General features: G+C 46.8%; 23 protein-coding genes and 1 other annotated feature. Of the genes, 1 reads left to right on the forward strand and 22 read right to left on the reverse strand.

The window, feature by feature from the left end; translation table 11 throughout:
* Positions 1 to 75: 75 nt before the first annotated feature.
* The 19 genes from rpoB to AC6CIF_RS30635 all read right to left on the reverse strand — a co-directional run bounded on the left by rpoB (position 76) and on the right by AC6CIF_RS30635 (position 17486).
* On the reverse strand, positions 76 to 3621 hold the full coding sequence (rpoB, locus tag AC6CIF_RS30545; protein WP_047841125.1) for a DNA-directed RNA polymerase subunit beta: 3546 nt from the start codon (positions 3619 to 3621) through the stop codon (positions 76 to 78).
* Positions 3622 to 4033: 412 nt separating this feature from the next.
* Positions 4034 to 4636, reverse strand: coding sequence for a class I SAM-dependent methyltransferase (locus AC6CIF_RS30550; RefSeq protein WP_076216855.1), 603 nt, complete (start codon positions 4634 to 4636; stop codon positions 4034 to 4036).
* Positions 4637 to 4732: 96 nt separating this feature from the next.
* Positions 4733 to 5092, reverse strand: a complete 360-nt coding sequence (rplL, locus tag AC6CIF_RS30555) for a 50S ribosomal protein L7/L12 (protein ID WP_017692065.1) — start codon at positions 5090 to 5092, stop codon at positions 4733 to 4735.
* A 73-nt stretch (positions 5093 to 5165) separates the two neighbouring features.
* Positions 5166 to 5669, reverse strand: a complete 504-nt coding sequence (rplJ, locus tag AC6CIF_RS30560; protein WP_017692064.1) for a 50S ribosomal protein L10 — start codon at positions 5667 to 5669, stop codon at positions 5166 to 5168.
* Positions 5670 to 5693: 24 nt separating this feature from the next.
* Positions 5694 to 5840: a sequence feature (ribosomal protein L10 leader region), on the reverse strand.
* A 68-nt stretch (positions 5841 to 5908) separates the two neighbouring features.
* Positions 5909 to 6601 (reverse strand): 50S ribosomal protein L1, encoded by a 693-nt coding sequence (gene rplA, locus AC6CIF_RS30565; protein ID WP_017692063.1) that lies wholly within the window; start codon positions 6599 to 6601, stop codon positions 5909 to 5911.
* Between the two features lie 94 nt (positions 6602 to 6695).
* The gene (gene rplK / locus AC6CIF_RS30570; protein ID WP_017692062.1) at positions 6696 to 7121 is read right to left on the reverse strand and encodes a 50S ribosomal protein L11; all 426 of its coding nucleotides are present in this window, start codon (positions 7119 to 7121) and stop codon (positions 6696 to 6698) included.
* Positions 7122 to 7189: 68 nt separating this feature from the next.
* Positions 7190 to 7723, reverse strand: coding sequence for a transcription termination/antitermination protein NusG (nusG, locus tag AC6CIF_RS30575; RefSeq protein ID WP_024633599.1), 534 nt, complete (start codon positions 7721 to 7723; stop codon positions 7190 to 7192).
* Positions 7724 to 7744: 21 nt separating this feature from the next.
* Entirely contained in the window at positions 7745 to 7936 is a 192-nt protein-coding gene (gene secE, locus AC6CIF_RS30580; protein ID WP_017692060.1) for a preprotein translocase subunit SecE, read from the reverse strand.
* A gap of 17 nt (positions 7937 to 7953) precedes the next feature.
* On the reverse strand, positions 7954 to 8103 hold the full coding sequence (gene rpmG, locus AC6CIF_RS30585) for a 50S ribosomal protein L33 (protein WP_072735843.1): 150 nt from the start codon (positions 8101 to 8103) through the stop codon (positions 7954 to 7956).
* A gap of 305 nt (positions 8104 to 8408) precedes the next feature.
* Positions 8409 to 9053 (reverse strand): RNA polymerase sporulation sigma factor SigH, encoded by a 645-nt coding sequence (gene sigH, locus AC6CIF_RS30590; RefSeq protein ID WP_017692059.1) that lies wholly within the window; start codon positions 9051 to 9053, stop codon positions 8409 to 8411.
* Positions 9054 to 9224: 171 nt separating this feature from the next.
* Complete coding sequence (locus AC6CIF_RS30595) at positions 9225 to 9746, reverse strand: NYN domain-containing protein (RefSeq protein ID WP_036607162.1); 522 nt, start codon at positions 9744 to 9746, stop codon at positions 9225 to 9227.
* Between the two features lie 5 nt (positions 9747 to 9751).
* The gene (gene rlmB / locus AC6CIF_RS30600) at positions 9752 to 10498 is read right to left on the reverse strand and encodes a 23S rRNA (guanosine(2251)-2'-O)-methyltransferase RlmB (RefSeq protein WP_017692057.1); all 747 of its coding nucleotides are present in this window, start codon (positions 10496 to 10498) and stop codon (positions 9752 to 9754) included.
* Positions 10499 to 10541: 43 nt separating this feature from the next.
* Positions 10542 to 11021: a Mini-ribonuclease 3 gene (locus tag AC6CIF_RS30605; protein WP_498202609.1), complete on the reverse strand. Its 480-nt coding sequence runs from the start codon at positions 11019 to 11021 to the stop codon at positions 10542 to 10544.
* Positions 11018 to 12418 carry a cysteine--tRNA ligase gene (gene cysS, locus AC6CIF_RS30610; protein ID WP_498202610.1) on the reverse strand — a complete coding sequence of 467 codons (1401 nt, stop codon included), beginning with the start codon at positions 12416 to 12418 and terminating at the stop codon, positions 11018 to 11020. The genes AC6CIF_RS30605 and cysS overlap by 4 nt, the downstream gene beginning before the upstream one ends.
* A 42-nt stretch (positions 12419 to 12460) precedes the next feature.
* The gene (gene cysE / locus AC6CIF_RS30615; RefSeq protein WP_498202611.1) at positions 12461 to 13120 is read right to left on the reverse strand and encodes a serine O-acetyltransferase; all 660 of its coding nucleotides are present in this window, start codon (positions 13118 to 13120) and stop codon (positions 12461 to 12463) included.
* Positions 13121 to 13658: 538 nt separating this feature from the next.
* Entirely contained in the window at positions 13659 to 15116 is a 1458-nt protein-coding gene (gltX, locus tag AC6CIF_RS30620; RefSeq protein WP_498202612.1) for a glutamate--tRNA ligase, read from the reverse strand.
* 33 nt (positions 15117 to 15149) lie between these two features.
* Positions 15150 to 15626, reverse strand: a complete 477-nt coding sequence (gene ispF, locus AC6CIF_RS30625) for a 2-C-methyl-D-erythritol 2,4-cyclodiphosphate synthase (protein WP_017692052.1) — start codon at positions 15624 to 15626, stop codon at positions 15150 to 15152.
* Positions 15623 to 16318, reverse strand: coding sequence for a 2-C-methyl-D-erythritol 4-phosphate cytidylyltransferase (ispD, locus tag AC6CIF_RS30630; protein ID WP_498202613.1), 696 nt, complete (start codon positions 16316 to 16318; stop codon positions 15623 to 15625). The genes ispF and ispD overlap by 4 nt, the downstream gene beginning before the upstream one ends.
* An 82-nt stretch (positions 16319 to 16400) precedes the next feature.
* Positions 16401 to 17486, reverse strand: a complete 1086-nt coding sequence (locus AC6CIF_RS30635) for a PIN/TRAM domain-containing protein (protein WP_498202614.1) — start codon at positions 17484 to 17486, stop codon at positions 16401 to 16403.
* A 174-nt stretch (positions 17487 to 17660) separates the two neighbouring features.
* Between AC6CIF_RS30635 and AC6CIF_RS30640 the strand changes: the two genes are divergently transcribed.
* Complete coding sequence (locus tag AC6CIF_RS30640) at positions 17661 to 18056, forward strand: nucleoside triphosphate pyrophosphohydrolase family protein (protein WP_017692049.1); 396 nt, start codon at positions 17661 to 17663, stop codon at positions 18054 to 18056.
* Between the two features lie 126 nt (positions 18057 to 18182).
* Here AC6CIF_RS30640 and pssA read toward each other — a convergent pair whose 3' ends face one another.
* From pssA to radA, 3 genes are read right to left on the reverse strand one after another with little or no spacing between them, the layout of a single operon-like run.
* Positions 18183 to 18914: a CDP-diacylglycerol--serine O-phosphatidyltransferase gene (gene pssA / locus AC6CIF_RS30645; RefSeq protein ID WP_017692048.1), complete on the reverse strand. Its 732-nt coding sequence runs from the start codon at positions 18912 to 18914 to the stop codon at positions 18183 to 18185.
* A gap of 45 nt (positions 18915 to 18959) precedes the next feature.
* Positions 18960 to 20036, reverse strand: a complete 1077-nt coding sequence (gene disA / locus AC6CIF_RS30650; RefSeq protein ID WP_047841130.1) for a DNA integrity scanning diadenylate cyclase DisA — start codon at positions 20034 to 20036, stop codon at positions 18960 to 18962.
* Positions 20037 to 20049: 13 nt separating this feature from the next.
* Complete coding sequence (radA, locus tag AC6CIF_RS30655) at positions 20050 to 21417, reverse strand: DNA repair protein RadA (RefSeq protein ID WP_036671578.1); 1368 nt, start codon at positions 21415 to 21417, stop codon at positions 20050 to 20052.
* Between the last annotated feature and the right edge of the window lie 44 nt (positions 21418 to 21461).

A 21461-nucleotide genomic window follows, 5' to 3' on the forward strand; every position in this document is an offset into this window, starting at 1 on the left:
ACGTCCACTCCGGCCGAAGCCGGAGCAAGACGCGAGCCTGATGAAAAACGCCGGTCATCATGCGCTCGAAGCGGTTTATTCCGCTCCGACCTCTGTACCCTCAAGGTTGAGGCTGAGCTTATCGCTCGCAGCGTCATCTTCATCGTCCATTTCTCTCATTTCAATCTCTTGCTCATCTTCGCTCAAAATCTTAACATCCATACCCAAGCTTTGCAGCTCTTTGATCAATACTTTGAATGATTCAGGAACGCCTGGTTCCGGAACATTCTCACCTTTGACAATGGATTCATACGTTTTAACCCGACCAACAACGTCATCGGATTTAACAGTCAAGATTTCTTGCAGTGTATAAGCTGCACCGTATGCCTCAAGCGCCCATACTTCCATCTCCCCGAAACGCTGTCCACCAAATTGGGCTTTACCACCCAATGGCTGTTGCGTAACAAGTGAGTAAGGACCTGTGGAACGGGCATGGATTTTATCATCAACCATATGTGCCAATTTGATCATGTGCATGACACCTACGGTAACTTCACGTTCAAACTCTTCACCTGTACGACCATCATACAGGACAGTTTTACCATTACGTTGCATACCTGCTTCTTCCATCGTATCGAAGACGTCATACTCCTTCGCTCCGTCGAATACAGGAGTTGCTACGTGAATACCCAGTTGCATCGCGGCCATACCCAAGTGAACCTCGAGTACTTGACCGATATTCATCCGGGAAGGTACGCCCAGTGGGTTAAGAACGATCTGAACCGGTGTACCGTCTGGCAGGAAAGGCATATCTTCTTCCGGCAAGATGCGGGCCACGACCCCTTTGTTACCGTGACGTCCGGCCATTTTATCACCCTCGGAAATTTTCCGTTTTTGAGCGATATATACACGAACGAGTTGGTTAACACCTGGGGGCAGCTCATCACCGTTTTCACGGGTAAATACTTTCACGTCTACCACGATACCGTCAGTACCATGTGGTACACGCAAGGAAGTATCACGTACTTCACGTGCTTTCTCACCAAAGATTGCATGCAAGAGACGTTCTTCTGCTGTAAGTTCCGTTACACCCTTAGGTGTTACTTTACCAACCAGAATGTCGCCAGCACTGATCTCAGCACCGATTCGGATAATACCGCGCTCATCCAAGTTACGCAACGCTTCTTCCCCAACGTTAGGGATGTCACGTGTGATCTCTTCAGGTCCGAGTTTGGTATCACGTGCTTCTGACTCATACTCCTCGATATGGATGGATGTGTATACATCTTCCTTAACGAGTTTTTCACTGAGCAAGATCGCATCCTCGTAGTTGTAACCTTCCCAAGTCATGAAGGCAACAACAACGTTACGTCCCAGAGCCAATTCACCCATTTCCGTTGAAGGACCATCAGCGAGGATATCGCCAGCTTTGACAGCGGCACCTCTTTTAACAATCGGACGTTGGTTAATGCATGTTCCTTGGTTCGAACGCATAAATTTGTGTAATTTATATTTAACGATATCGCCTTTAACTTCCTGACCGTCCACTTCTTCAACACGACGAACCCAAATCTCGTTCGCAGTAGATCGTTCAATAATTCCGTCATAATCGGAGACAATACATACACCGGAATCTTTCGCGGCTTTGTGTTCCATACCTGTTCCCACAAGTGGTGCTTTAGGAATCAAAAGTGGAACGGCCTGCCGCTGCATGTTCGATCCCATGAGCGCACGGTTGGAGTCATCGTTCTCAAGGAACGGAATAAGCGCTGTAGCGACGGATACAACTTGTTTAGGAGATACGTCCATGTAGTCAACGCGCTCACTCGGCATCGTAAGGATGTTATCCGACTGTTTGTTATAACGTACAATGATCGCTTCTTCTTCAAATGTACTATCTTCATTCAGCTTCGCATTCGCTTGAGCGATAACATAGTTGTCCTCTTCGTCAGCTGTCAGGTAATCAATTTGCTCGGTTACAATACCTGTCTTCGGATCAACCCAACGATATGGAGCTTCAATGAAGCCATATTCATTCACACGGGCGAACGTAGACAAGGAGTTGATCAAACCGATGTTTGGTCCCTCTGGCGTCTCGATTGGACACATACGGCCATAGTGGGATGGATGGACGTCACGCACTTCCATACCTGCGCGCTCACGCGTCAAACCACCGGGTCCGAGTGCGGACAAACGACGTTTATGTGTCAACTCACCCAATGGGTTCGTTTGATCCATAAACTGTGACAACTGGGAGCTACCAAAGAACTCTTTAATGGATGCAATAACAGGACGTATGTTAATCAAAGCTTGTGGTGTAATTACGTTAGCATCCTGAATGGACATTCTCTCACGAACCACACGCTCCATACGGGACAAACCGATACGGAACTGGTTCTGCAGGAGTTCACCCACCGAACGCAAACGACGGTTACCCAGATGATCGATATCATCCGTGCTACCAATTCCCTGCAGAAGGTTAAGGAAATAACTGATGGACGAAATAATATCCGCCGGTGTCACGTTTTTAACGGACTTGTCAATGATTCCATTGGCAATCAGTTTGACCACTTTACCATCTTCAGTTGGTGAGAACACATCAATCGTTTGCATAGGGATATCATTGGCATCCAAAACGCCGTTACCCACGTGATACGTGCGGAATCCAACACTCTTCTCCAGATACGGCATGATTTCATCCAACAAACGACGATCAACCATTTGACCTGCTTCAGCAATGATTTCACCAGTCTCAGCGTCCACAAGTGACTCAGCCAAGCGCTGGTTGAACAAACGGTTTTTGATGTGCAGTTTTTTATTCATTTTGTAACGACCTACATTAGCCAGGTCATAACGTTTTGGATCAAAGAAACGTGCTACGAGCAAGCTCTTCGCATTATCCAGCGTTGGAGGCTCGCCTGGACGAAGACGCTCATAGATCTCAATGAGTGCTTTCTCCGTGGAATCCGTGTTGTCTTTGTCCAGTGTGTTGCGGATATATTCGTCATTACCGAGCAGATCCAGAATCTCAGCATCTGTGCCAAAACCAAGTGAACGCAGGAGAACCGTAACCGGTATTTTACGTGTACGGTCGATCCGGACGTAAACAACATCCTTCGCGTCCATCTCCAGTTCCAACCAAGCGCCGCGGTTAGGAATAACTGTAGCGGTATACGTTTTTTTGGCGTTTTTATCTACTTTGGTACTGAAGTAAACGCTAGGAGAGCGAACCAACTGGCTGACAATAACCCGTTCCGCACCATTAATAATAAATGTGCCCGTGTTGGTCATCAGCGGGAAATCTCCCATGAATACTTCCTGCTCTTTGACTTCGCCGGTTTCCTTATTAATGAGCCGGACTTTGACCCGAAGCGGTGCTGCATACGTAACGTCACGCTCTTTCGCGTCGTCTACTGTATACTTCGGTTCACCGAGACTGTAATCGATAAATTCCAAAATCAAGTTACCTGTAAAATCCTGGATCGGCGAGATATCCTGGAACATTTCGCGCAACCCTTCCTCCAAAAACCAATCATAGGATTTTTGTTGGATTTCAATCAGGTTCGGAACTTCGAGTATCTCGTTAATTCGTGCATAACTGCGCCGAGTGCGTCGACCATATTGAACAAGATGTCCTGCCAACTTAAACTCACCCCTCAATGTCTACTCACTTTAAAAATTTCGTTGCGAACCTCTGTTTGTAACCTTATAATGGTACACATACAGAGCAAAGCAATGCATCCACAAATAAAGAAAAGCCCTTACTCGAAATGTCGTTCGAAAAAAGAGCAACTTTGATCGGCGGATGTCTTTCCAAATCATTCTTATCCCCAGTTTGCCCAAAATGTACATATTATACGCCAAACGTAGGCATAATAAGCCCGTTCGGCGTAAAAAAAGGTTGACATTTTTAGTTAGCTAAAGCCAAGTAGGGCATCTTAATACTGACATTTTACAACTATACCACGACCTGAATTTCAAGTCAATAGTCCTATTGCAAAAAAAATGATCCCCTGCTTACTTTACAAACTCGGATTCAGCTTTTAGTAGATACCTATTCCGATTTCACCGCTTTGAAAATCCGATAGCCTTTATCCTTCGTCACTTCTTCCACTCTCCCAAACAAAGATTCCAATTTCGCTTTCGCTGACGGTGCTCCTTGTTTCTTCTGAATGACAATCCACAACGAACCGCCTACCTTCAGATGGCGATGTGCCTGTTCGAAAATAGTATGAACCGTCTCTTTCCCAGCCCGTATAGGCGGGTTGGTTAGAATAACGTCAAAATCTTGCTTTTTTACTTCAGACAGTAGATTACTTTGCAATACCGTAACATTGTTAATTCCGTTCGCTTTTGCATTTTCCCTGGAAAGTTCAACGGCTCTCTCGTTGATATCGATCATGGTGACATGCCCATCCGGTACAAGTTTGGCTGCTGTAAGACCCATTGGCCCGTATCCACAGCCCACATCGAGAACATGAGCCCCTAATGGCAACTCTATCGCATCAATCAATACTCTGCTGCCATAATCGATTCCGTTTTTGGAAAACACACCGGCATCCGTCACGAATCGCAGACTGAATCCGCGAAGAACCGCTTCAGTTGCTCTGCGATCATGCGCCACTTGCGGTTTGTCCGAATAATAATGATTGGACATGCCCTCACTCACTTTCCATTTACAATTACAGCAACAAACCCCTTGATATAAGTCAAGGGGTTTGTTGTTTTGTTCATTTAGCTTGTAATAGCTAAATTATTTAACTTCAACTGAAGCGCCTGCTTCTTCAAGCTTAGCTTTAACCGCTTCTGCTTCTTCTTTAGCAACTTTTTCTTTCAATGCTTTTGGAGCGTTGTCAACCAATTCTTTTGCTTCTTTCAGGCCAAGACCTGTGATTTCGCGAACTGCTTTGATAACGTTGATTTTGGAAGCACCAGCGCTAGTCAAGATTACGTCGAACTCGGATTGCTCAGCTTCAGCAGAAGCTACTGCACCTGCAGCAGCTACTGGAGCTGCAGCAGTTACGCCGAATTCTTCTTCGATTGCTTTAACAAGATCGTTCAATTCCAGTACAGTCATGCCTTTGATTGCTTCCAAGATTTGCTCTTTACTCATGAGTGAACCTCCATATATAATATTATTTTTTTTTAATTCATTTACTGCCTAAGCAGCATTCAGATCAAGTTGCTTACGCGCCTTGTTCTTCTTTTTCTGCAACTGCTTTAACCGCAAGCGCGAAGTTGCGCACTGGCGCTTGAAGCACGCTGAGGAGCATGGAGAGGAGTCCATCGCGGGATGGCAGTTCTGCCAATGCCTTAACTTCTTCTACTCCGATTACGCGACCTTCTACGACTGCACCTTTCAATTCCAATGCATCGTTCTTTTTCGCGAAGTCGTTCAGAATTTTAGCTGGAGCCACAACGTCATCTACGCTGAATGCAATTGCAGTAGGACCTGTAAGAACACTATCGAGTTCTGTCAGTTCTGCTGCTGCAGCTGCACGGCGAAGCAACGAGTTTTTCAGCACTTGGAATTCGATCCCTGCTTCACGAAGTTGCTTACGCAACTCAGTTACTTGGGCAACGTTCAATCCGCGATAGTCAACAACAACAGTTGTAACGCTCTCGCGCAATTTTGCTGTTACTGCATCAACGGATTCTTGTTTTGCTTGAATCACTTTTGCGTTTGCCAATCTGTACACCTCCTGATCAAATTTATCCCATTAAGAAAAGCCTCCGTAGAATCACGAAGGCTTGATATATACTCATCATCGATTTGCATCGTTCTAAGTTCTATAATCACACCTCGGCAGGAAATTAAGCCAAATGGCACCTACTGTCTACGGCAAGCATATTCAAATGTCAACGGTCAGTCACTCGGACTCACAACTTTTATATCTTATCAAAAACAGGACAAGCCTGTCAAGAGATATTATCTAAAAGCTGCTGCGTTCACGCGTGCGCCAGGGCCCATCGTGGAAGAAAGACTAACATTCTTCAGATAAACACCTTTTGCTGCCGCTGGTTTAGCACGATTCAGAGCTTCCATGAGAGCTTTGAAGTTCTCATTGAGTTGCTCAGAAGAGAAAGAAGCTTTACCAATCGGTGCATGAATTTGACCTGCACGATCCAGACGATATTCGATTTTACCGGCTTTAATTTCTTGAACAGCCTTAGTTACATCGAAAGTTACCGTTCCGGCTTTAGGGTTAGGCATCAGACCTTTACCGCCGAGCAGTCGGCCCAATTTACCTACTTCACTCATCATATCTGGTGTCGCTACGCAGACGTCGAATTCGAACCAGCCTTGTTGGATTTTGTTGATCATGTCTGCATCACCAACATAGTCCGCGCCAGCCGCTTCCGCTTCTTTCGCTTTGTCACCTTTTGCAAATACCAATACGCGTTGTGTTTTACCTGTGCCGTGTGGCAAGACAACAACACCACGTACAGCCTGGTCTTGCTTACGAGGGTCTACACCCAAACGAACTGCTGCTTCGATTGTTTCATCGAATTTTGCAGTAGCTGCCTTTTTCACAAGCTCTACAGCTTCTGAAGGCTCGTAAGTTGCTTCGCTGTCAATCAGCTTAGCAGCTTCCAGGTATTTTTTACCGTGTTTAGCCATGTTTTATTCCTCCTTTGTGGTGTTAGCGGATATACCTCCCACATCAACCGGTCGCGAATCGACCGGTTTTACGAAGCCATGTTTCTTATGAAAATTAGTCTTCGATGGTGATACCCATGCTGCGGGCAGTACCTTCGACCATACGCATAGCGGACTCAACGTCTGCTGCATTCAGGTCAGGCATTTTTGTTTCTGCGATTTGACGTACCGCATCACGTTTAACAGTAGCAACTTTTTTCTTGTTCGGTTCGCCGGATCCTTTTTCAACTTTAGCTGCCACTTTCAACAGAACTGCTGCTGGTGGAGTTTTAGTGATGAAAGTAAAGGAACGGTCCTCGAATACAGAAATTTCAACTGGAATAATCAATCCCGCTTGATCAGCAGTACGAGCATTGAATTCTTTACAAAATGCCATGATGTTGACACCTGCTTGACCCAAAGCTGGACCTACTGGTGGTGCTGGGTTTGCTTTACCTGCTGGAATCTGCAGCTTTACCATTTTAATAACTTTTTTCGCCATGATTGACACCTCCTTGCAAAATAGTGGTTAACGGGTTTTTCAACCCTCCCACAAGAAACTTGAAGAAACTATATCTTCTCCACTTGCGTGTATTCCAACTCAAGCGGCGTTTCCCGTCCAAACATGTTCACGTGCACTTTCAACTTGCTTTTGTCTACCAAAATTTCTTCCACGGAGCCTACGAAATTCGCAAAAGGACCGACTTTAATACGTACGGATTCCTTAATATCGAACTCAATTTTCGGCTTAGGTTCAACCATTCCCATGTGCTTCAGAATTTGTTCCACTTCTTCAGGCAACAATGCAGTTGGTTTGGACCCAGAACCTGTCGAACCGACAAATCCTGTAACACCTGGTGTGTTGCGAACAACATACCAAGAATCATCCGTCTGTACCATTTCCACCAAGACATAACCGGGGTAAACTTTACGCATAACGGTTTTTTTCTTACCATCCTTGTTTACCACTTCTTCTTCCATAGGAACAAGAACGCGGAATATCTTGTCTTCCATGCCCATAGACTCTACGCGTTTTTCCAAATTGGCTTTGACCTTATTCTCATACCCTGAATAGGTATGAACGACGTACCATCTTTTTTCCATATCAAGCCACCGGAACCCTTCTTAAATAATCGCTTCGATCACAAAGGAGATGCCAATGTCAATGACCCAAAAAAACAGCGTCATAACCACAACAGTACCAAGTACGATCAATGTGTAGTTGGTCAGCTCTTTACGATTAGGCCAGCGAACTTTTTTAAGTTCAGCCCAGCTTTCTGAGAAAAAGGAAATCAGAGATTTGAAACTTCGTTTCACGCCGACACCTCCAAAAACTATCTGGTTTCGCGATGAGAAGTCTGCTCGTTACAAAACTTGCAAAATTTCTTCATCTCCATGCGGTCGGGGTGATTACGCTTGTTTTTTGTCGTAGTGTAATTTCTTTGTTTGCAGTTAGTACAAGCCAAAGTAATAATTACCCGCATGATGTACACCTCCCGAAGACTTCCACATTCAAGCAGAGTCTCTAAATTGATCCTGAAAAAAAGCCATAAATTTAGGCCTACCTAAAACACTTTATCACAAGGGTATAACCATGTCAATGAAAGAATAGCCTTTCATTCATTGGGTATTACTTCCGTACAACGTACATTCGTTTCTCATCTCTGTTTTTTCTCTTCTCCTGCATGGACCGAGCGATTACTAGTATAAACATTCTTAGATTTTATAAACTTGAGACACTAAAAAAAGACTCAAACACCGAGCCTTTTCCGTCAACGACAACATGTGTTTAATTATCTCGAACTTCCAGGTACTTTTCAAGTTTGCGCTTGACGCGCTGAAGTGCATTATCAATGGACTTCACATGTCTGTCCAAATCTACTGCAATCTCTTGATAAGATCTCCCGTCCAGATACAACATCAATACTTTACGTTCCAGATCACTCAGAATCTCGGACATTTTATCTTCCAGGCCCACAAACTCTTCCTGATTAATGATAAGTTCTTCCGGATCACTGACCTGGGTTCCACAAATCACATCGAGTAACGTACGATCAGACTCTTCGTCATAAATAGGCTTGTCCAGAGATACATAAGAATTAAGCGGAATATGTTTCTGACGTGTTGCTGTCTTAATCGCCGTGATGATCTGTCTTGTAATACACAGTTCGGCAAAAGCCTTGAACGAAGCCAGCTTGTCCCCTTTGAAATCTCGAATGGATTTGTAGAGGCCAATCATTCCTTCTTGAATAATATCTTCCCGGTCTGCCCCAATCAGAAAATAAGATCTTGCCTTGGCGCGTACAAAGTTACGATATTTGTTAATCAAAAACTCTAACGCTTCGCTTTCGCCTTCACGGAAAGCTTCGACAATGTCTTCGTCACTTTGGTAATCATACTTAGATAACATGATATCTTTGAGGTCGACACTCACAGACAATCCCTCCGGCTGCAACGCAAGGTACCCCGTTACTCTACTCTATGAAATATAGGATCAGTATATATGATGGTACCTCACACCGTCAACCACGCTCTGCCTAAAAAAGAACATCAATAACATAAATGTCAAGAGTTTCAATATTCTAAATTTTGTAAAAACGTGCTGTTATTCCCGGCGCCATCGCTCGAACTCTTTTAATACATCCGGACTCAACTTGCCCCCGAGTGTGTTACGCGTGGTCTTCGCCTGATCTTCTTCCAGTCGTTTTTTTAATTCTTTTTCGTTCTGCTCAACTTCAATTAGCAACTCCCTCGCAGATACACGTAGCGCTCCCTGTCCAAATATGACATGTTGCTCTACCATATCGCTCGTAGCCACATAGATTTGGCGTCTTCGCATGCTTAGTTCCCGAACGAGTCTCTCAATGCATTCGTCTGCCGTCTCTTTTTCCTTTGTAAAATAGATCTGCACTTTGCTCTGAGTAAAGGATTTACCGAGTCCAGGCACGAGGTAGGCGTCAAACACAACAATGACTCGACGGCCGGAGAAAGCCTGGTAATCTGCAAGACGAAAGAGAAGCCTGTTTCGCGCCTCTTCCAGCCCACTTTCCGCCAGTTTGGTTAATTCCGGCCAGTCGCCAATCATGTTGTACCCGTCTACAAGAAGCACATCACGGGAATCAGCCATACCTTCTATTCCTGCGCTTGACGCGAACGGAGCACTTCATACATGACAACCCCGGCTGCCACGGAAGCATTCAGGGAATTAATCTGACCTTGCATTGGTAATTTGATCAGCACGTCGCATTTCTCACGAATAAGTCGTCCCATTCCCTTGTTCTCATTTCCGATTACCAAAGCCACAGGGCCAGTAAAGACCCCATTACCAAAGACACCTTCATGAGCCGTGACATCTGTCCCTACAACCCATACACCTTCCTCTTTGAGGCGATCAATGGTCTGTCCAAGATTACTTACACGAGCCACTGGCACGTACTCCACCGCGCCTGCTGATGTTTTGGATACGGTCACGGTTACCGCAGCCGAGCGACGTTTGGGTACAATGACGCCATGCGCACCCGTGCAGTCCGCTGTCCGCAAAATGGACCCCAGGTTATGCGGATCTTCAATCTCATCCAGCAGAATCAGGAAAGGATGCTCATTCTTCGCTTTTGCTGCGGCAAGAATGTCTTCTACCTCCACATAAGCGTAAGGTGCTGCTTGAGCAACTACCCCCTGATGCTGAATGCCTGGTACCGTTTGATCCAGCTTACGCTTGTCCACGTGTTGAATGACAATACCTAGTTTTTTAGCTTCCGAGATAATAGGTTGAGTCAGATGTTTCTGTGCTGTATCGGCAATCCATATTTTATTAATGGTCCGGCCTGAACGCAGCGCCTCCGTCACGGAGTGTTTACCGGCGATCCATTCTTCTTCCATCGTTGTTCGATCCTCTCTGTAATGCGTTGTTTTGTTGAAATTTCTATTTTTTTGTCGGAGATGGCGATTGTTGTTCCGCGTGCTCAATGCCAAGCCCGATCAGTTCAATCATGCGATCATGATGACCACTGCTATAGAGGTAACCAATGAGACATTCAAAAGCCGTGGCATGTCTGTACTCCAACACATCTGCATTTTTGGGTACACTACCCGACTTGGCATTCCGCCCTTGCCGGACGATATCACGTTCTTCCTCTGTCAGTTCATCCTCAATCGTTGTAAGTATGCGGCTCTGTGCCTTCGCTGATACCAACCCGGTTGCACTACGGTGCAAATGATTAGGACGCATGTTGGCTTTCGACAACAGATATTGACGAACAGCTACCTCATATACCGCATCACCAATATAGGCCAGTGCAATAGGTGGAATCAACCTCGCAGGTCTGGAAGGAGGATACGGGAACCATCCTCCCTCTGTGGCCTGCTCCTGTTGTTTTGGTGTATTTGGATGTCCTTCGCTCATTTGCGCCGCCATCTCATGCCCTGCGCCGTATCTTCAAGCAGAATGCCACGTGCAGACAATTCATCGCGAATTTCATCCGCTCTTGCCCAGTTTTTGGACTTCCGCACTTCTACACGCTCTTCAATCAGACGTTCTACTTCCTCGTCCAGAAGTTCTGGCTCTGCGTCAGTATAAATGCGCAGCACAGCATTCAATTCACTGAACAACTCGAGGAGTGCACGAATGTCTGCCGCATTAACTACCTCTTGCTGCAACAGTTGGTTGGCTTCCCCTGCCCACTCAAACATAGCAGTAATCGCATCAGGCGTATTGAAATCATCCTGCATCTTCTCGTGATACTGCTGACGAATTTGGTCGAGTCTTGCCGCAAACTCTGCTGTGATATCCTGATCAACAGTTACTGCATTCAGACGATGGTTCAGGTTACCTACCGCATTCGCAATCCGGTCCACACTGTTCTGTGCCTGCTCCATCGTATCATCTGTGAAGTTCAATGGGTTACGATAGTGGGTAGACAACATGAAATAACGAATCGCTTCGCGTTTATATTGATTCCGCAAGTCTTTAACCAGAACACCATTACCGAGTGATTTCGACATCTTCTCGTTATCAATCCGGATGAATCCATTATGCATCCAGTAGTTCGCAAGTGGTTTACCTGTTAATACCTCGGATTGGGCGCATTCGCACTCATGGTGCGGGAACTGCAAATCCTGCCCACCCCCGTGAATGTCCAGTGTATCCCCAAGGTACTCCCTGGCCATGGCGGAGCACTCAATATGCCATCCTGGTCGACCATCGCCCCAAGGACTGGACCAATAGATCTCACCTGGTTTGGCAGCCTTCCAGAGCACAAAATCTTCGGGATGCTCTTTGCGCTCGTCCACACCCACACGGATTCCAAATTGCAGCTCCTGCAGGTTTTGTTTCGAAAGTTTGCCATATTCGCTGAATTTGCCTGTGCGATAATAGACGTCACCGCCATTTTCGTACGCAAATCCTTTTTCAACCAGCTCACGGATAAAATCAATGATCAGCGGCATGTTTTCCGTTACTCTCGGATTGCTGCTTGCCTTGGGAATACCCAATCCCTCAAGGTCTTCATAATAGGCAGCAATAAATTTCTCAGCTACATGAGGAACGTCTGTTCCAAGTTGTTCTGCTTTGCGAATCAGCTTATCGTCCACATCCGTAAAGTTCACCACATAGTTCACATCATGTCCTGTCTGTTCCAGGTATCCGCGAACTGTGTCGAAAAAGATAACCGGGCGTGCATTCCCGATATGAATGTAGTCATACACCGTTGGTCCGCATACATACATTTTTACTTTCCCTGGCTCTTGGGGAACAAATTCCTCTTTGGTACGACTCATCGTATTATAAATCTGAAGCGTCATGGTCACTTATCCTTTCATCCTATACTGCCTTTATTTATTGTATCACGTATCACGCACAGTCTCATTTTCACGGGCATTCTGCAGTGTACGTACTTCTTTCTGCAATCGTTCGAGTTCTTTTTGCATACCGCGCAAGGAGTCAACGACCGGATCGGGCAATTGCTGACTGAGGCGATCTACCCGTCGGCCATCCTGTTTAACAATTCTGCCCGGTATACCTACTACGGTACTATTGGAAGGGACCTCCTTAAGCACAACGGAGTTCGCACCAATGTTGCATTGATCCCCCACGCTAAATGAACCCAGCACCTTGGCTCCGGATGAGATAACCACATTATTACCAATGGTCGGATGTCTCTTCCCTTTTTCTTTCCCTGTTCCGCCCAGGGTAACCCCCTGATAGATAACGACATCATCGCCGATCTCACATGTTTCTCCAATAACGACGCCCATTCCATGGTCAATAAACAACCGATTTCCGATCGTAGCTCCAGGATGTATCTCGATTCCTGTCATAAACCGGCTAACCTGCGAAATGAACCTGGCAACCGAGAACCATCTTCTCTTGTATAAAAAATGAGCCATCCGGTGTGCCCATATCGCATGCAGCCCTGAGTAGGTGAATACCACCTCTAACCAACCTCGGGCCGCCGGATCGTTTTCAAACACCGCCTGGATATCTGATCTGATCTTCTTGAACATGCTCGTTCCCCTCTTGTTCAGGTTCCCGTCCTCCGGCTTACCGGACGGCGCGTTCCTTGGTAGTGTACTGCACACTCGCCTAAACAAAAAAACGCCCCTGCAGCATTTAGCTGCAGAGGCGTTTATCGCGGTCCCACTCTGCTCGGTTCATTCTTAAATAGAATAAGCCCTCAAGCGGTTTGGTAACGGAAACCAATCGTCACAACCTATCCTAACGTTTTCCCTTGTCATGATCGACAAAGGCGGGGCTGGATTCGGCTGTGCAGCTCACGGGCGCATTTCGACTGATGGACAGTGGATGGTTCACAGCCACCGCATCCAAAGAAATCTCTCTTTGCTGCGGGACCATCCTCTCTGAATCTGTCCGGGTCAGTCTACTCCTCCCGATCTTTGCTGTTCTATTAGATAAATCATATCAATTATTCGTTGTGTTGTTATTATAGCGAAAAGGCCTCAGACTGACAACAGCCTCCTACGTAATCCATACTTCATAGGACTGTGTTCAGATTCCAAATAAACGGAATGCCTTCGACTAAGATTATTTTACTTGTGCAAGCAAACGTTTGATCACCGTATCACGACCCAGAAGCACGATCGTTTGGTTCAGATCCCGTCCATGCGTCTGTCCAGTCAAGGCTACACGAATTGGCATAAAGAGCTGTTTGCCCTTAAAGCCGGTTTCTTTCTGTACTTCCTTGATCAATGCAGCCATTTTGCTTGGAGTAAACTCTTCGCTCGCCTGTACTTTATCCGCAAATGCCTTCAGTACGGTTGGCACCTGCTCCTCAGCAAGCACTGCTTCTCCTTCACTTTCAAGCTCCAGATTGGAACGGAAGAATACTTCCGACAATCCGACAATATCGGAGGCAGAATTCATCTGCTCCTGGTACAGGTGTACCAGCGTATAAGCCCATTCTTTTTGTTCAGCAGACAGCTCGGAAGAAATACGTCCAGCCTTTTGCAGATGCGGAATGGCCATCTCGGCAATACGTTCCGGGTCAGCATGTTTGATATAGTGGTTGTTCAAGTGAGCCAGCTTGTGGGTATCAAATACCGCCGGGCTCTTGGACAGACGTTTCGTATCAAAAATGGAGATCAGCTGCTCTTGCGAGAAGATTTCTTCCTCCCCTTCCGGCGACCAGCCGAGTAAGGAAATGAAGTTAAACATCGCTTCAGGCAAATAGCCGAGCTGATCATATTGCTCAATAAACTGAATAACGGATTCATCCCGTTTACTCAGCTTCTTGTGATTTTCATTCACGATCAGCGTCATATGACCAAATTGCGGCGGCTCCCAGCCGAGCGCTTCATAGATCATCAGTTGACGCGGCGTGTTCGAGATGTGATCTTCCCCACGCAGGACGTGGGAGATCTTCATCAAGTGATCATCCACAGCAACAGCATAGTTGTACGTGGGAATGCCGTCTTTTTTCACAATGACGAAGTCACCGGATTCCTTGCTGTTGAACGAGATTGTGCCTTTAACCATATCATCAAACGTATATGTGCGCTCTTCCGGCACACGGAAACGAATACTCGCTACGCGGCCTTCCGCTTCAAACGCACTAATTTGCTCTGGAGTCAGGTCACGGTGTTTGCCAGAATAACGCGGTGTTTCTCCACGTGCTGACTGTTCCTCGCGCTCTTGCTCCAATTCTTCCTCCGTGCAGAAGCAACGGTAAGCCAGACCTTTATCCAGCAATTCCTGCGTATATTTACGATAGAGGTCCAGACGTTCCGTTTGACGGTATGGTCCGTATTCTCCGCCCACGTCAATACTTTCGTCCCACTCAATTCCGAGCCATTTCAGGTATTTCAGTTGGCTTTCTTCACCACCGGCAATATTCCGTTTCACGTCTGTATCTTCAATACGAATAATGAATTTACCGTTATTATGTTTGGCATATAAATAGTTAAACAACGCCGTACGAGCATTCCCGATATGCAGATGTCCCGTTGGGCTCGGCGCGTAACGCACACGAATTTCCGTGCTCATATGATCCCCTCCGTCACTAATTGATTGATGATATCACACACGTACAAGGCAAACAACGGATTGAGCGGCAATGCCCTCTCCCCGTCCCGGGAATCCCAGTTGCTCTGTCGTTGTTGCTTTCACGTTCACCTGTGTTACATCCGCTTCCAGTGCTTTGGCAATAACCTCAGCCATCTGTGGAATATAAGGAGCCATCTTTGGTTTCTGGGCAATAATCGTTGAATCGATATTCCCAAGCTTATACCCGCGATCCTTCACAAGCTGCCATACATGCTCCAGCAACTTCAGACTGTCGGCATCTTTGAATTCCGGATCGGTATCAGGGAAATGCTTGCCAATATCCCCAAGTGCCAGCGCACCCAAAATGGCATCACTAATCGCGTGCAACAGCACGTCTGCGTCCGAGTGACCCAGCAGTCCTTTTTCATAAGGAATCGTTACTCCGCCAATAATACACGGGCGTCCCTCTACCAGCTGATGTACATCAAATCCCTGTCCTACACGTATCATCTCTTCTTCTCTCCCCCCAGCAAAAACGCAGCATATTGCAAATCTTCCGGCGTTGTTAATTTGATATTGGTATAATTGCCTTCCACAACCTTGACCGACATTCCCTGACGTTCAGCCAGCATGGCATCATCTGTCCCCAGAAATCCGTCCTGCTCTGCTGATTCGTAGGCGGAGAGCAGGGAAGAAAGACGAAAAGCCTGCGGGGTTTGAATGCTCCACAGACTGCTGCGGTCTGGCGTCGCCGTAACGACTCCTTCCGCATTCACTTGTTTGATCGTATCCTTCACGGGAACCGCCAGTACAGCTGCTCCACCACCGGACATGGCAGCCGCCATGCATCCCTTGATCTGCTCATGGTTCACAAAAGGACGTACCCCGTCGTGAACGAGAACCCAATCCGTCCCAAGTGCCCCAAGGCCTTTATGGACAGAATGTTGTCTCTCTTTCCCTCCGGGGATAACACGGACACGTGAATCCAGTTGGTATTCTTTTACCCAATCCTGGCAGCGTTCAACATCTGCGGTTCCTGTGACCAGCACCATCTCGCGGATCTCGTCCAGCACAGCAAATACCTCAAGCGTATGTATGAAAACGGGCTTGTCCTGCAGCAACAGAAACTGTTTGCTCTCGGTCGTCCCCATCCGGGTTCCGCGACCTGCTGCCACAATGACAACGCCCCACCCTTTATCCATGCCGCAATCCCTGCCTTGTCTGTCAGTTTATCGTCCGAAGATATACAATATCATTCAACGATACACTACCCATCATACCGCTTTATTGGGCTTTTTCCAACAGTTTAGGCTTGGCAAAAATCATTCGTCCCGCTGAAGTCTGCAGCACACTGGTCACCAGCACTTCCATCATCATGCCGATATAATCGCGGCCGCCTTCCACAACGATCATTGTGCCATCATCCAGATAAGCTACACCTTGACCATGCTCCTTGCCATCCTTGATGATCTGCACCATGATCTCCTCACCTGGCAGAACAACCGGCTTAACCGCATTGGCGAGATCATTAATGTTCAACACAGATACACCCTGGAGTTCGCACACTTTGTTCAGGTTAAAGTCATTAGTGACTACTTTGCCCTGAAGCACTTTAGCCAGTTTAACCAGTTTGCTGTCCACCTCGGAGATTTCCTCGAAATCCCCCTCGTAGATCAGGACTTTTACATCAAGTTCCTTCTGGATTTTGTTCAAAATGTCCAGTCCACGCCGTCCTCTGTTCCGCTTGAGCAGATCCGATGAATCAGCAATATGCTGTAACTCCTCCAGAACAAATTCCGGAATTACGATTGTGCCTTCAATAAATCCGGTTTTGCATATATCAGCGATACGCCCATCGATAATAACACTGGTATCCAGAATTTTATGTTCTTCCATCCGTCTGTCCTCGTCCACCTCGGGATGACCCCATCGTCCAGACATCCAGAAGGCCCCCAGATCGTCTTTCTTCGCCATGGCAAGGGTATAACCGGAATAAGCACTAATCACCGTCAGCGCCACTTGCAGCACTTCTCCTGCCGTCCCCATCCATCCCACAACAGGGTAAAGTAACAAGGCCACGAGCAATCCTGCAACGGTACCTGCGGCACCTGCAGCCAATTCGTTCATAGGTACTTTTGCCAATGAATCAATTCCACTATGCAGCCTGTCTGCCATCAATGTTCCACCAATATTACATACAGCCATAAACATTACAGCTCCCAGCAGCGTCGATATACCAGCTCCCAGTAATCCTGCTGACTGAATCCACTCCGCCATCCATGGGACCGATTTTCCTGCCAGATGATATGCCGTGTAGCCGAACCATGCACCGCACAATCCTGTAAAAGTTAAAATGCCTTTTTTCCACATTAGTCCCTGCACCTCCTTCAATGTATCTTGATCTTTATATCCAGTATGATCCAATTCCTGAATTGCTAATCCCATCCAGAAGAACTTTTTGGAAATGTTGCAATCGTCAGTTGAAAGTAGGTAAATTATTGGCATATAATGAATTCAATTCATATCCCGAGGTGAGTGGCAAAAATGAGTACGCTAAGTTTACAGGCTTTCCAGGATCAAGTTTCTGAACTGTTGTTGCGTCATCGCAGCCTGATTGATGTACTGTCCAAAACGGGACAAGCCGGAGCGTCTGTTAACCGTGCCGTGTCCAAAGCCATTACCGAATGCGGCTGCATCGAGCTGCACGCCACCAAGCAGAAATATGCCCCGGAGAGCGATATCGCTCAAACCAAGGGCCTGCTGGAAACGCATGTGGAAGGTGAGTTGTGTGAGAACTGCAGAGAGGTCATCAGCTCTGAGCTAGGGCGGAACCTGTTCTACATGTCGGCTCTCTGCAATCTGCTGGACATTAACATGGAAGAGGTCGTAAATCACGAATCACAGAAGTGTTCAACGTTAGGGATGTTTAATCTGTCGTAAGAAGATATGTATGTCGTCCGTAAGGGTTTCTTTTACCGTAAATAGATCTGAATAAACAAAAAGCACGCATTCTCCAGTTCAGGAGAGTACGTGCTTTCTTTGTATAGTGTCTGTCCCCAAGGCGACTTAACGATCAGAAGGACGGGAAGATTTCTCATCCTTGCGCTTTTTCGCCCGACTACGTGAGGCCGCCGTTCGCACATTATGCTTCATTCCATACAGGGCGTATAATACCAGCGGAATAAAGATCAATTTGGATAACTGCTCTGGGAAAATAACGGCTACGGCTATGGCAAATAACACAACCCATGGTGCAATCCAGATTGCCTTGCGTGGCAACCCGACCTTTTTGAAATTGGGATATTTAAGCGAACTCACCATCAGATACGATAACAGCAACGTAGCAATCATCATGCTAACCGGGCCAATATCCTTATTGAACAAGGACAGTGTGGCCAGTACCCCGCCGGCTGCCGGTATCGGCAGACCTGTGAAGTATCCGGGAATACCCGGACGAACGTTAAACCGTGCAAGACGAATGGCTCCACAGATCGGAAAAGCCGCTGTTGCGATCCAGGCGAGGATCGGCATCGAATCTTGAAATGACACCATAAATATGATCAAGGCTGGTGCTGCACCAAAGGAAACCATGTCAGACAAGGAATCAAGTTCCTTGCCGAATTCACTTTGAGCATTGAGTGCACGTGCCACTCGGCCATCCAGACCATCCAGCAGCATCGCTACAATGACCATAATGGCAGCCAAACTGTAATTTCCATCAATCGCAAGCAAAATTGCCATCATTCCAAGAAACAGATTACCCAGGGTAAAGAGATTCGGAATGAATCTGGTTAGCATCGTTGTTTCACCTCATCCATTTCAAGCCTTTATATAGGCAAACCCTTACATCTGTCTGTCGATAAACATTTGCTCCTGCAAACGTTTGAGGCCTTCCTTGATGGTCCGGGCACGAACTTCACCAATACCGTCCACTTCGTCCAGTTCTTCAATTGTAGCCATAATAACATGAGGCAATTGTTCGAATTGATCCACCAGATTATGGATAATGACATTGGGCAGGCGGGGGATCTTATTTAATACCCGGAATCCACGAGGGGCAACCGAATCCTCCGAAGTAGCCGCTGATGAAGGATAGCCGAGAAGACGGACAATATGATGTGCATCCAGCAACTCATCGTCCGACAACCTTTTCAGTCCCACGATAATCTCACGGATTTTGTCATCACTGTCGTCACGGGCATAGTCTTTATACAGCAACCAAGCTTCTTCTTCCGTTGTACCCACAAGTTCTTCCATTTGCATGGAAATGAGTCGTCCCTCATTCCCGAGTTCATGAATGTACCGTTTGATTTCCGTTTTGATCCGCATCACCATTTCGGTACGTTGAATCACATTAACCACTTCAGGAATCGTTACTAATTCCTCAAATTCCGAAGCACTCAGATTCGTAAGGGACTGTGTTAATACCGCTTTGTATTTCTCCAGGGTTTGAATCGCTTGATTCGCTTTGGTCAAAATAACCCCGATTTCCTTGAGGGAATAACGAAGTGTTCCCTGATACAAGGTAATGATATTCCGGCGCTGTGATATGGATACGACCAATTTACCCGTTTGCTTCGCTACACGCTCTGCCGTCCGGTGACGAATCCCCGTCTCTGATGATGAGATCGACGAGTCGGGGATTAACTGGGTATTGGCGTAAAGAATACGCTTCAAATCCTCGCTAAGAATAATGGCTCCATCCATCTTGGCGAGTTCGTACAGATAGTTCGGGGAGAAATCACAGTTAATCGAGAATCCCCCATCCACCACTTCCATTACTTCAGGGCTGTATCCTACAACAAGCAGTGCGCCCGTCTTGGCGCGCAGCACATTTTCCAGACCTTCGCGGAAAGGTGTACCTGGTGCGATCAGCCTTAACAACTCATTCATATTATCCAGTTGGCTCATATCTTTCATCTTGTTATGCCCCCTAATCTAAAGCAACCGCTAGTGCATCTGCCACGGTATTCACACCGATCAGTTGTATCCCGCGAGGATGTTTCCAGCCCTTTAAGCTTTTTTCTGGTAAAATGACTCGTTTGAAGCCCAGCTTTGCGGCTTCCTTCACTCGTTGTTCGGCCCGTGATACGGCTCGAACTTCACCTGTCAGACCAATCTCGCCAAAGATGACGTCATCTGGCTTGGTCGGCACATCTCTCAAACTGGATGCAATGCTGACGGCAACCGCCAAGTCTACAGCGGGCTCATCCAGCCTTACTCCTCCAGCTACATTCAGATATGCATCCTGGGTCTGTAAGAACATACCCATCCGTTTCTCCAGCACTGCAATGATCAGATTTAATCGATGCAGATCTACCCCTGTTGCCATACGGCGGGGAGAAGGAAAATGGGTAGTCGAGATCAACGCCTGCAATTCCACGAGCAGAGGACGTGTCCCCTCCATACTGGCAACTACCGTTGAACCTGCTACACCAAGTGGACGTTCCGATAAAAAGAGTTCGGACGGATTGCCCACCTCACGAAGTCCATCCTCACCCATTTCAAAAATGCCAATCTCATTGGTGGAACCAAAACGGTTCTTCACCGCACGCAGCAGGCGATACGTATGATGCCGTTCTCCTTCAAAATAAAGCACGCAATCCACCATATGTTCTAACATACGTGGACCGGCAATGGCACCTTCTTTGGTAACATGCCCCACAAGAACCGTTGCAATGCCTCTGCCTTTGGCAATCCGCATGAACCTTGACGTACATTCCCTTACCTGTGCTACACTACCCGGCGCACTGGTAACTTCGGGAAGATATACCGTCTGAATGGAGTCGATGACAAGAAAATGCGGCTGGATCTGATCCACCGCTTCCTCTACACGTTCCATATTGGTTTCACACAGTACATACAACTCGGCAGAGAGTGCCCCGAGACGGTCTGCCCGCAATTTGGTTTGCTTGACTGATTCCTCACCGGAAACATATAACACACGCAAACCCGAATGCGTCAAAGCATGAGACGTCTGCAACATCAACGTTGATTTACCAATACCCGGATCTCCGCCCACCAGAACGAGTGAACCCGGAACGATTCCGCCACCCAATACCCGGTTCAACTCTCCGATTCCAGTCTGTACACGCGGTTCCTGACCGCTATCTATATCTATGATAGGAAGCGGTTTATCTTTACTGTCAAACAGAGGAGAATTTCTCCCTTGTGTTTTGACCACCGTCTCTGTTTCTTCCACCATTGAATTCCATGACTGACAACCCGGACACTTACCGTACCACTTGGGGGCTTCATAGCCGCATTCCGTACATTGAAACTTGGTTTTAACTTTGGCCACTTCAGCACTCCTATAATTTAGTTTTATAACAGCATTTTGCATTA

This window comes from Paenibacillus sp. GQ49, assembly GCF_059759055.1.

What these genes read in the sequence shown, in the direction of transcription:
- AC6CIF_RS30550 (WP_076216855.1), bottom strand. Translation starts at nt 4,636, where the DNA reads ATGTCCAATCATTATTATTCGGACAAACCGCAAGTGGCGCATGATCGC.
- rplL (WP_017692065.1), bottom strand. Translation starts at nt 5,092, where the DNA reads ATGAGTAAAGAGCAAATCTTGGAAGCAATCAAAGGCATGACTGTACTG.
- rplA (WP_017692063.1), bottom strand. Translation starts at nt 6,601, where the DNA reads ATGGCTAAACACGGTAAAAAATACCTGGAAGCTGCTAAGCTGATTGAC.
- rplK (WP_017692062.1), bottom strand. Translation starts at nt 7,121, where the DNA reads ATGGCGAAAAAAGTTATTAAAATGGTAAAGCTGCAGATTCCAGCAGGT.
- nusG (WP_024633599.1), bottom strand. Translation starts at nt 7,723, where the DNA reads ATGGAAAAAAGATGGTACGTCGTTCATACCTATTCAGGGTATGAGAAT.
- rpmG (WP_072735843.1), bottom strand. Translation starts at nt 8,103, where the DNA reads ATGCGGGTAATTATTACTTTGGCTTGTACTAACTGCAAACAAAGAAAT.
- AC6CIF_RS30595 (WP_036607162.1), bottom strand. Translation starts at nt 9,746, where the DNA reads ATGGCTGATTCCCGTGATGTGCTTCTTGTAGACGGGTACAACATGATT.
- rlmB (WP_017692057.1), bottom strand. Translation starts at nt 10,498, where the DNA reads ATGGAAGAAGAATGGATCGCCGGTAAACACTCCGTGACGGAGGCGCTG.
- AC6CIF_RS30605 (WP_498202609.1), bottom strand. Translation starts at nt 11,021, where the DNA reads ATGAGCGAAGGACATCCAAATACACCAAAACAACAGGAGCAGGCCACA.
- cysS (WP_498202610.1), bottom strand. Translation starts at nt 12,418, where the DNA reads ATGACGCTTCAGATTTATAATACGATGAGTCGTACCAAAGAGGAATTT.
- cysE (WP_498202611.1), bottom strand. Translation starts at nt 13,120, where the DNA reads ATGTTCAAGAAGATCAGATCAGATATCCAGGCGGTGTTTGAAAACGAT.
- gltX (WP_498202612.1), bottom strand. Translation starts at nt 15,116, where the DNA reads ATGAGCACGGAAATTCGTGTGCGTTACGCGCCGAGCCCAACGGGACAT.
- ispF (WP_017692052.1), bottom strand. Translation starts at nt 15,626, where the DNA reads ATGATACGTGTAGGACAGGGATTTGATGTACATCAGCTGGTAGAGGGA.
- ispD (WP_498202613.1), bottom strand. Translation starts at nt 16,318, where the DNA reads ATGGATAAAGGGTGGGGCGTTGTCATTGTGGCAGCAGGTCGCGGAACC.
- AC6CIF_RS30635 (WP_498202614.1), bottom strand. Translation starts at nt 17,486, where the DNA reads ATGTGGAAAAAAGGCATTTTAACTTTTACAGGATTGTGCGGTGCATGG.
- AC6CIF_RS30640 (WP_017692049.1), top strand. Translation starts at nt 17,661, where the DNA reads ATGAGTACGCTAAGTTTACAGGCTTTCCAGGATCAAGTTTCTGAACTG.
- pssA (WP_017692048.1), bottom strand. Translation starts at nt 18,914, where the DNA reads ATGCTAACCAGATTCATTCCGAATCTCTTTACCCTGGGTAATCTGTTT.
- disA (WP_047841130.1), bottom strand. Translation starts at nt 20,036, where the DNA reads ATGAAAGATATGAGCCAACTGGATAATATGAATGAGTTGTTAAGGCTG.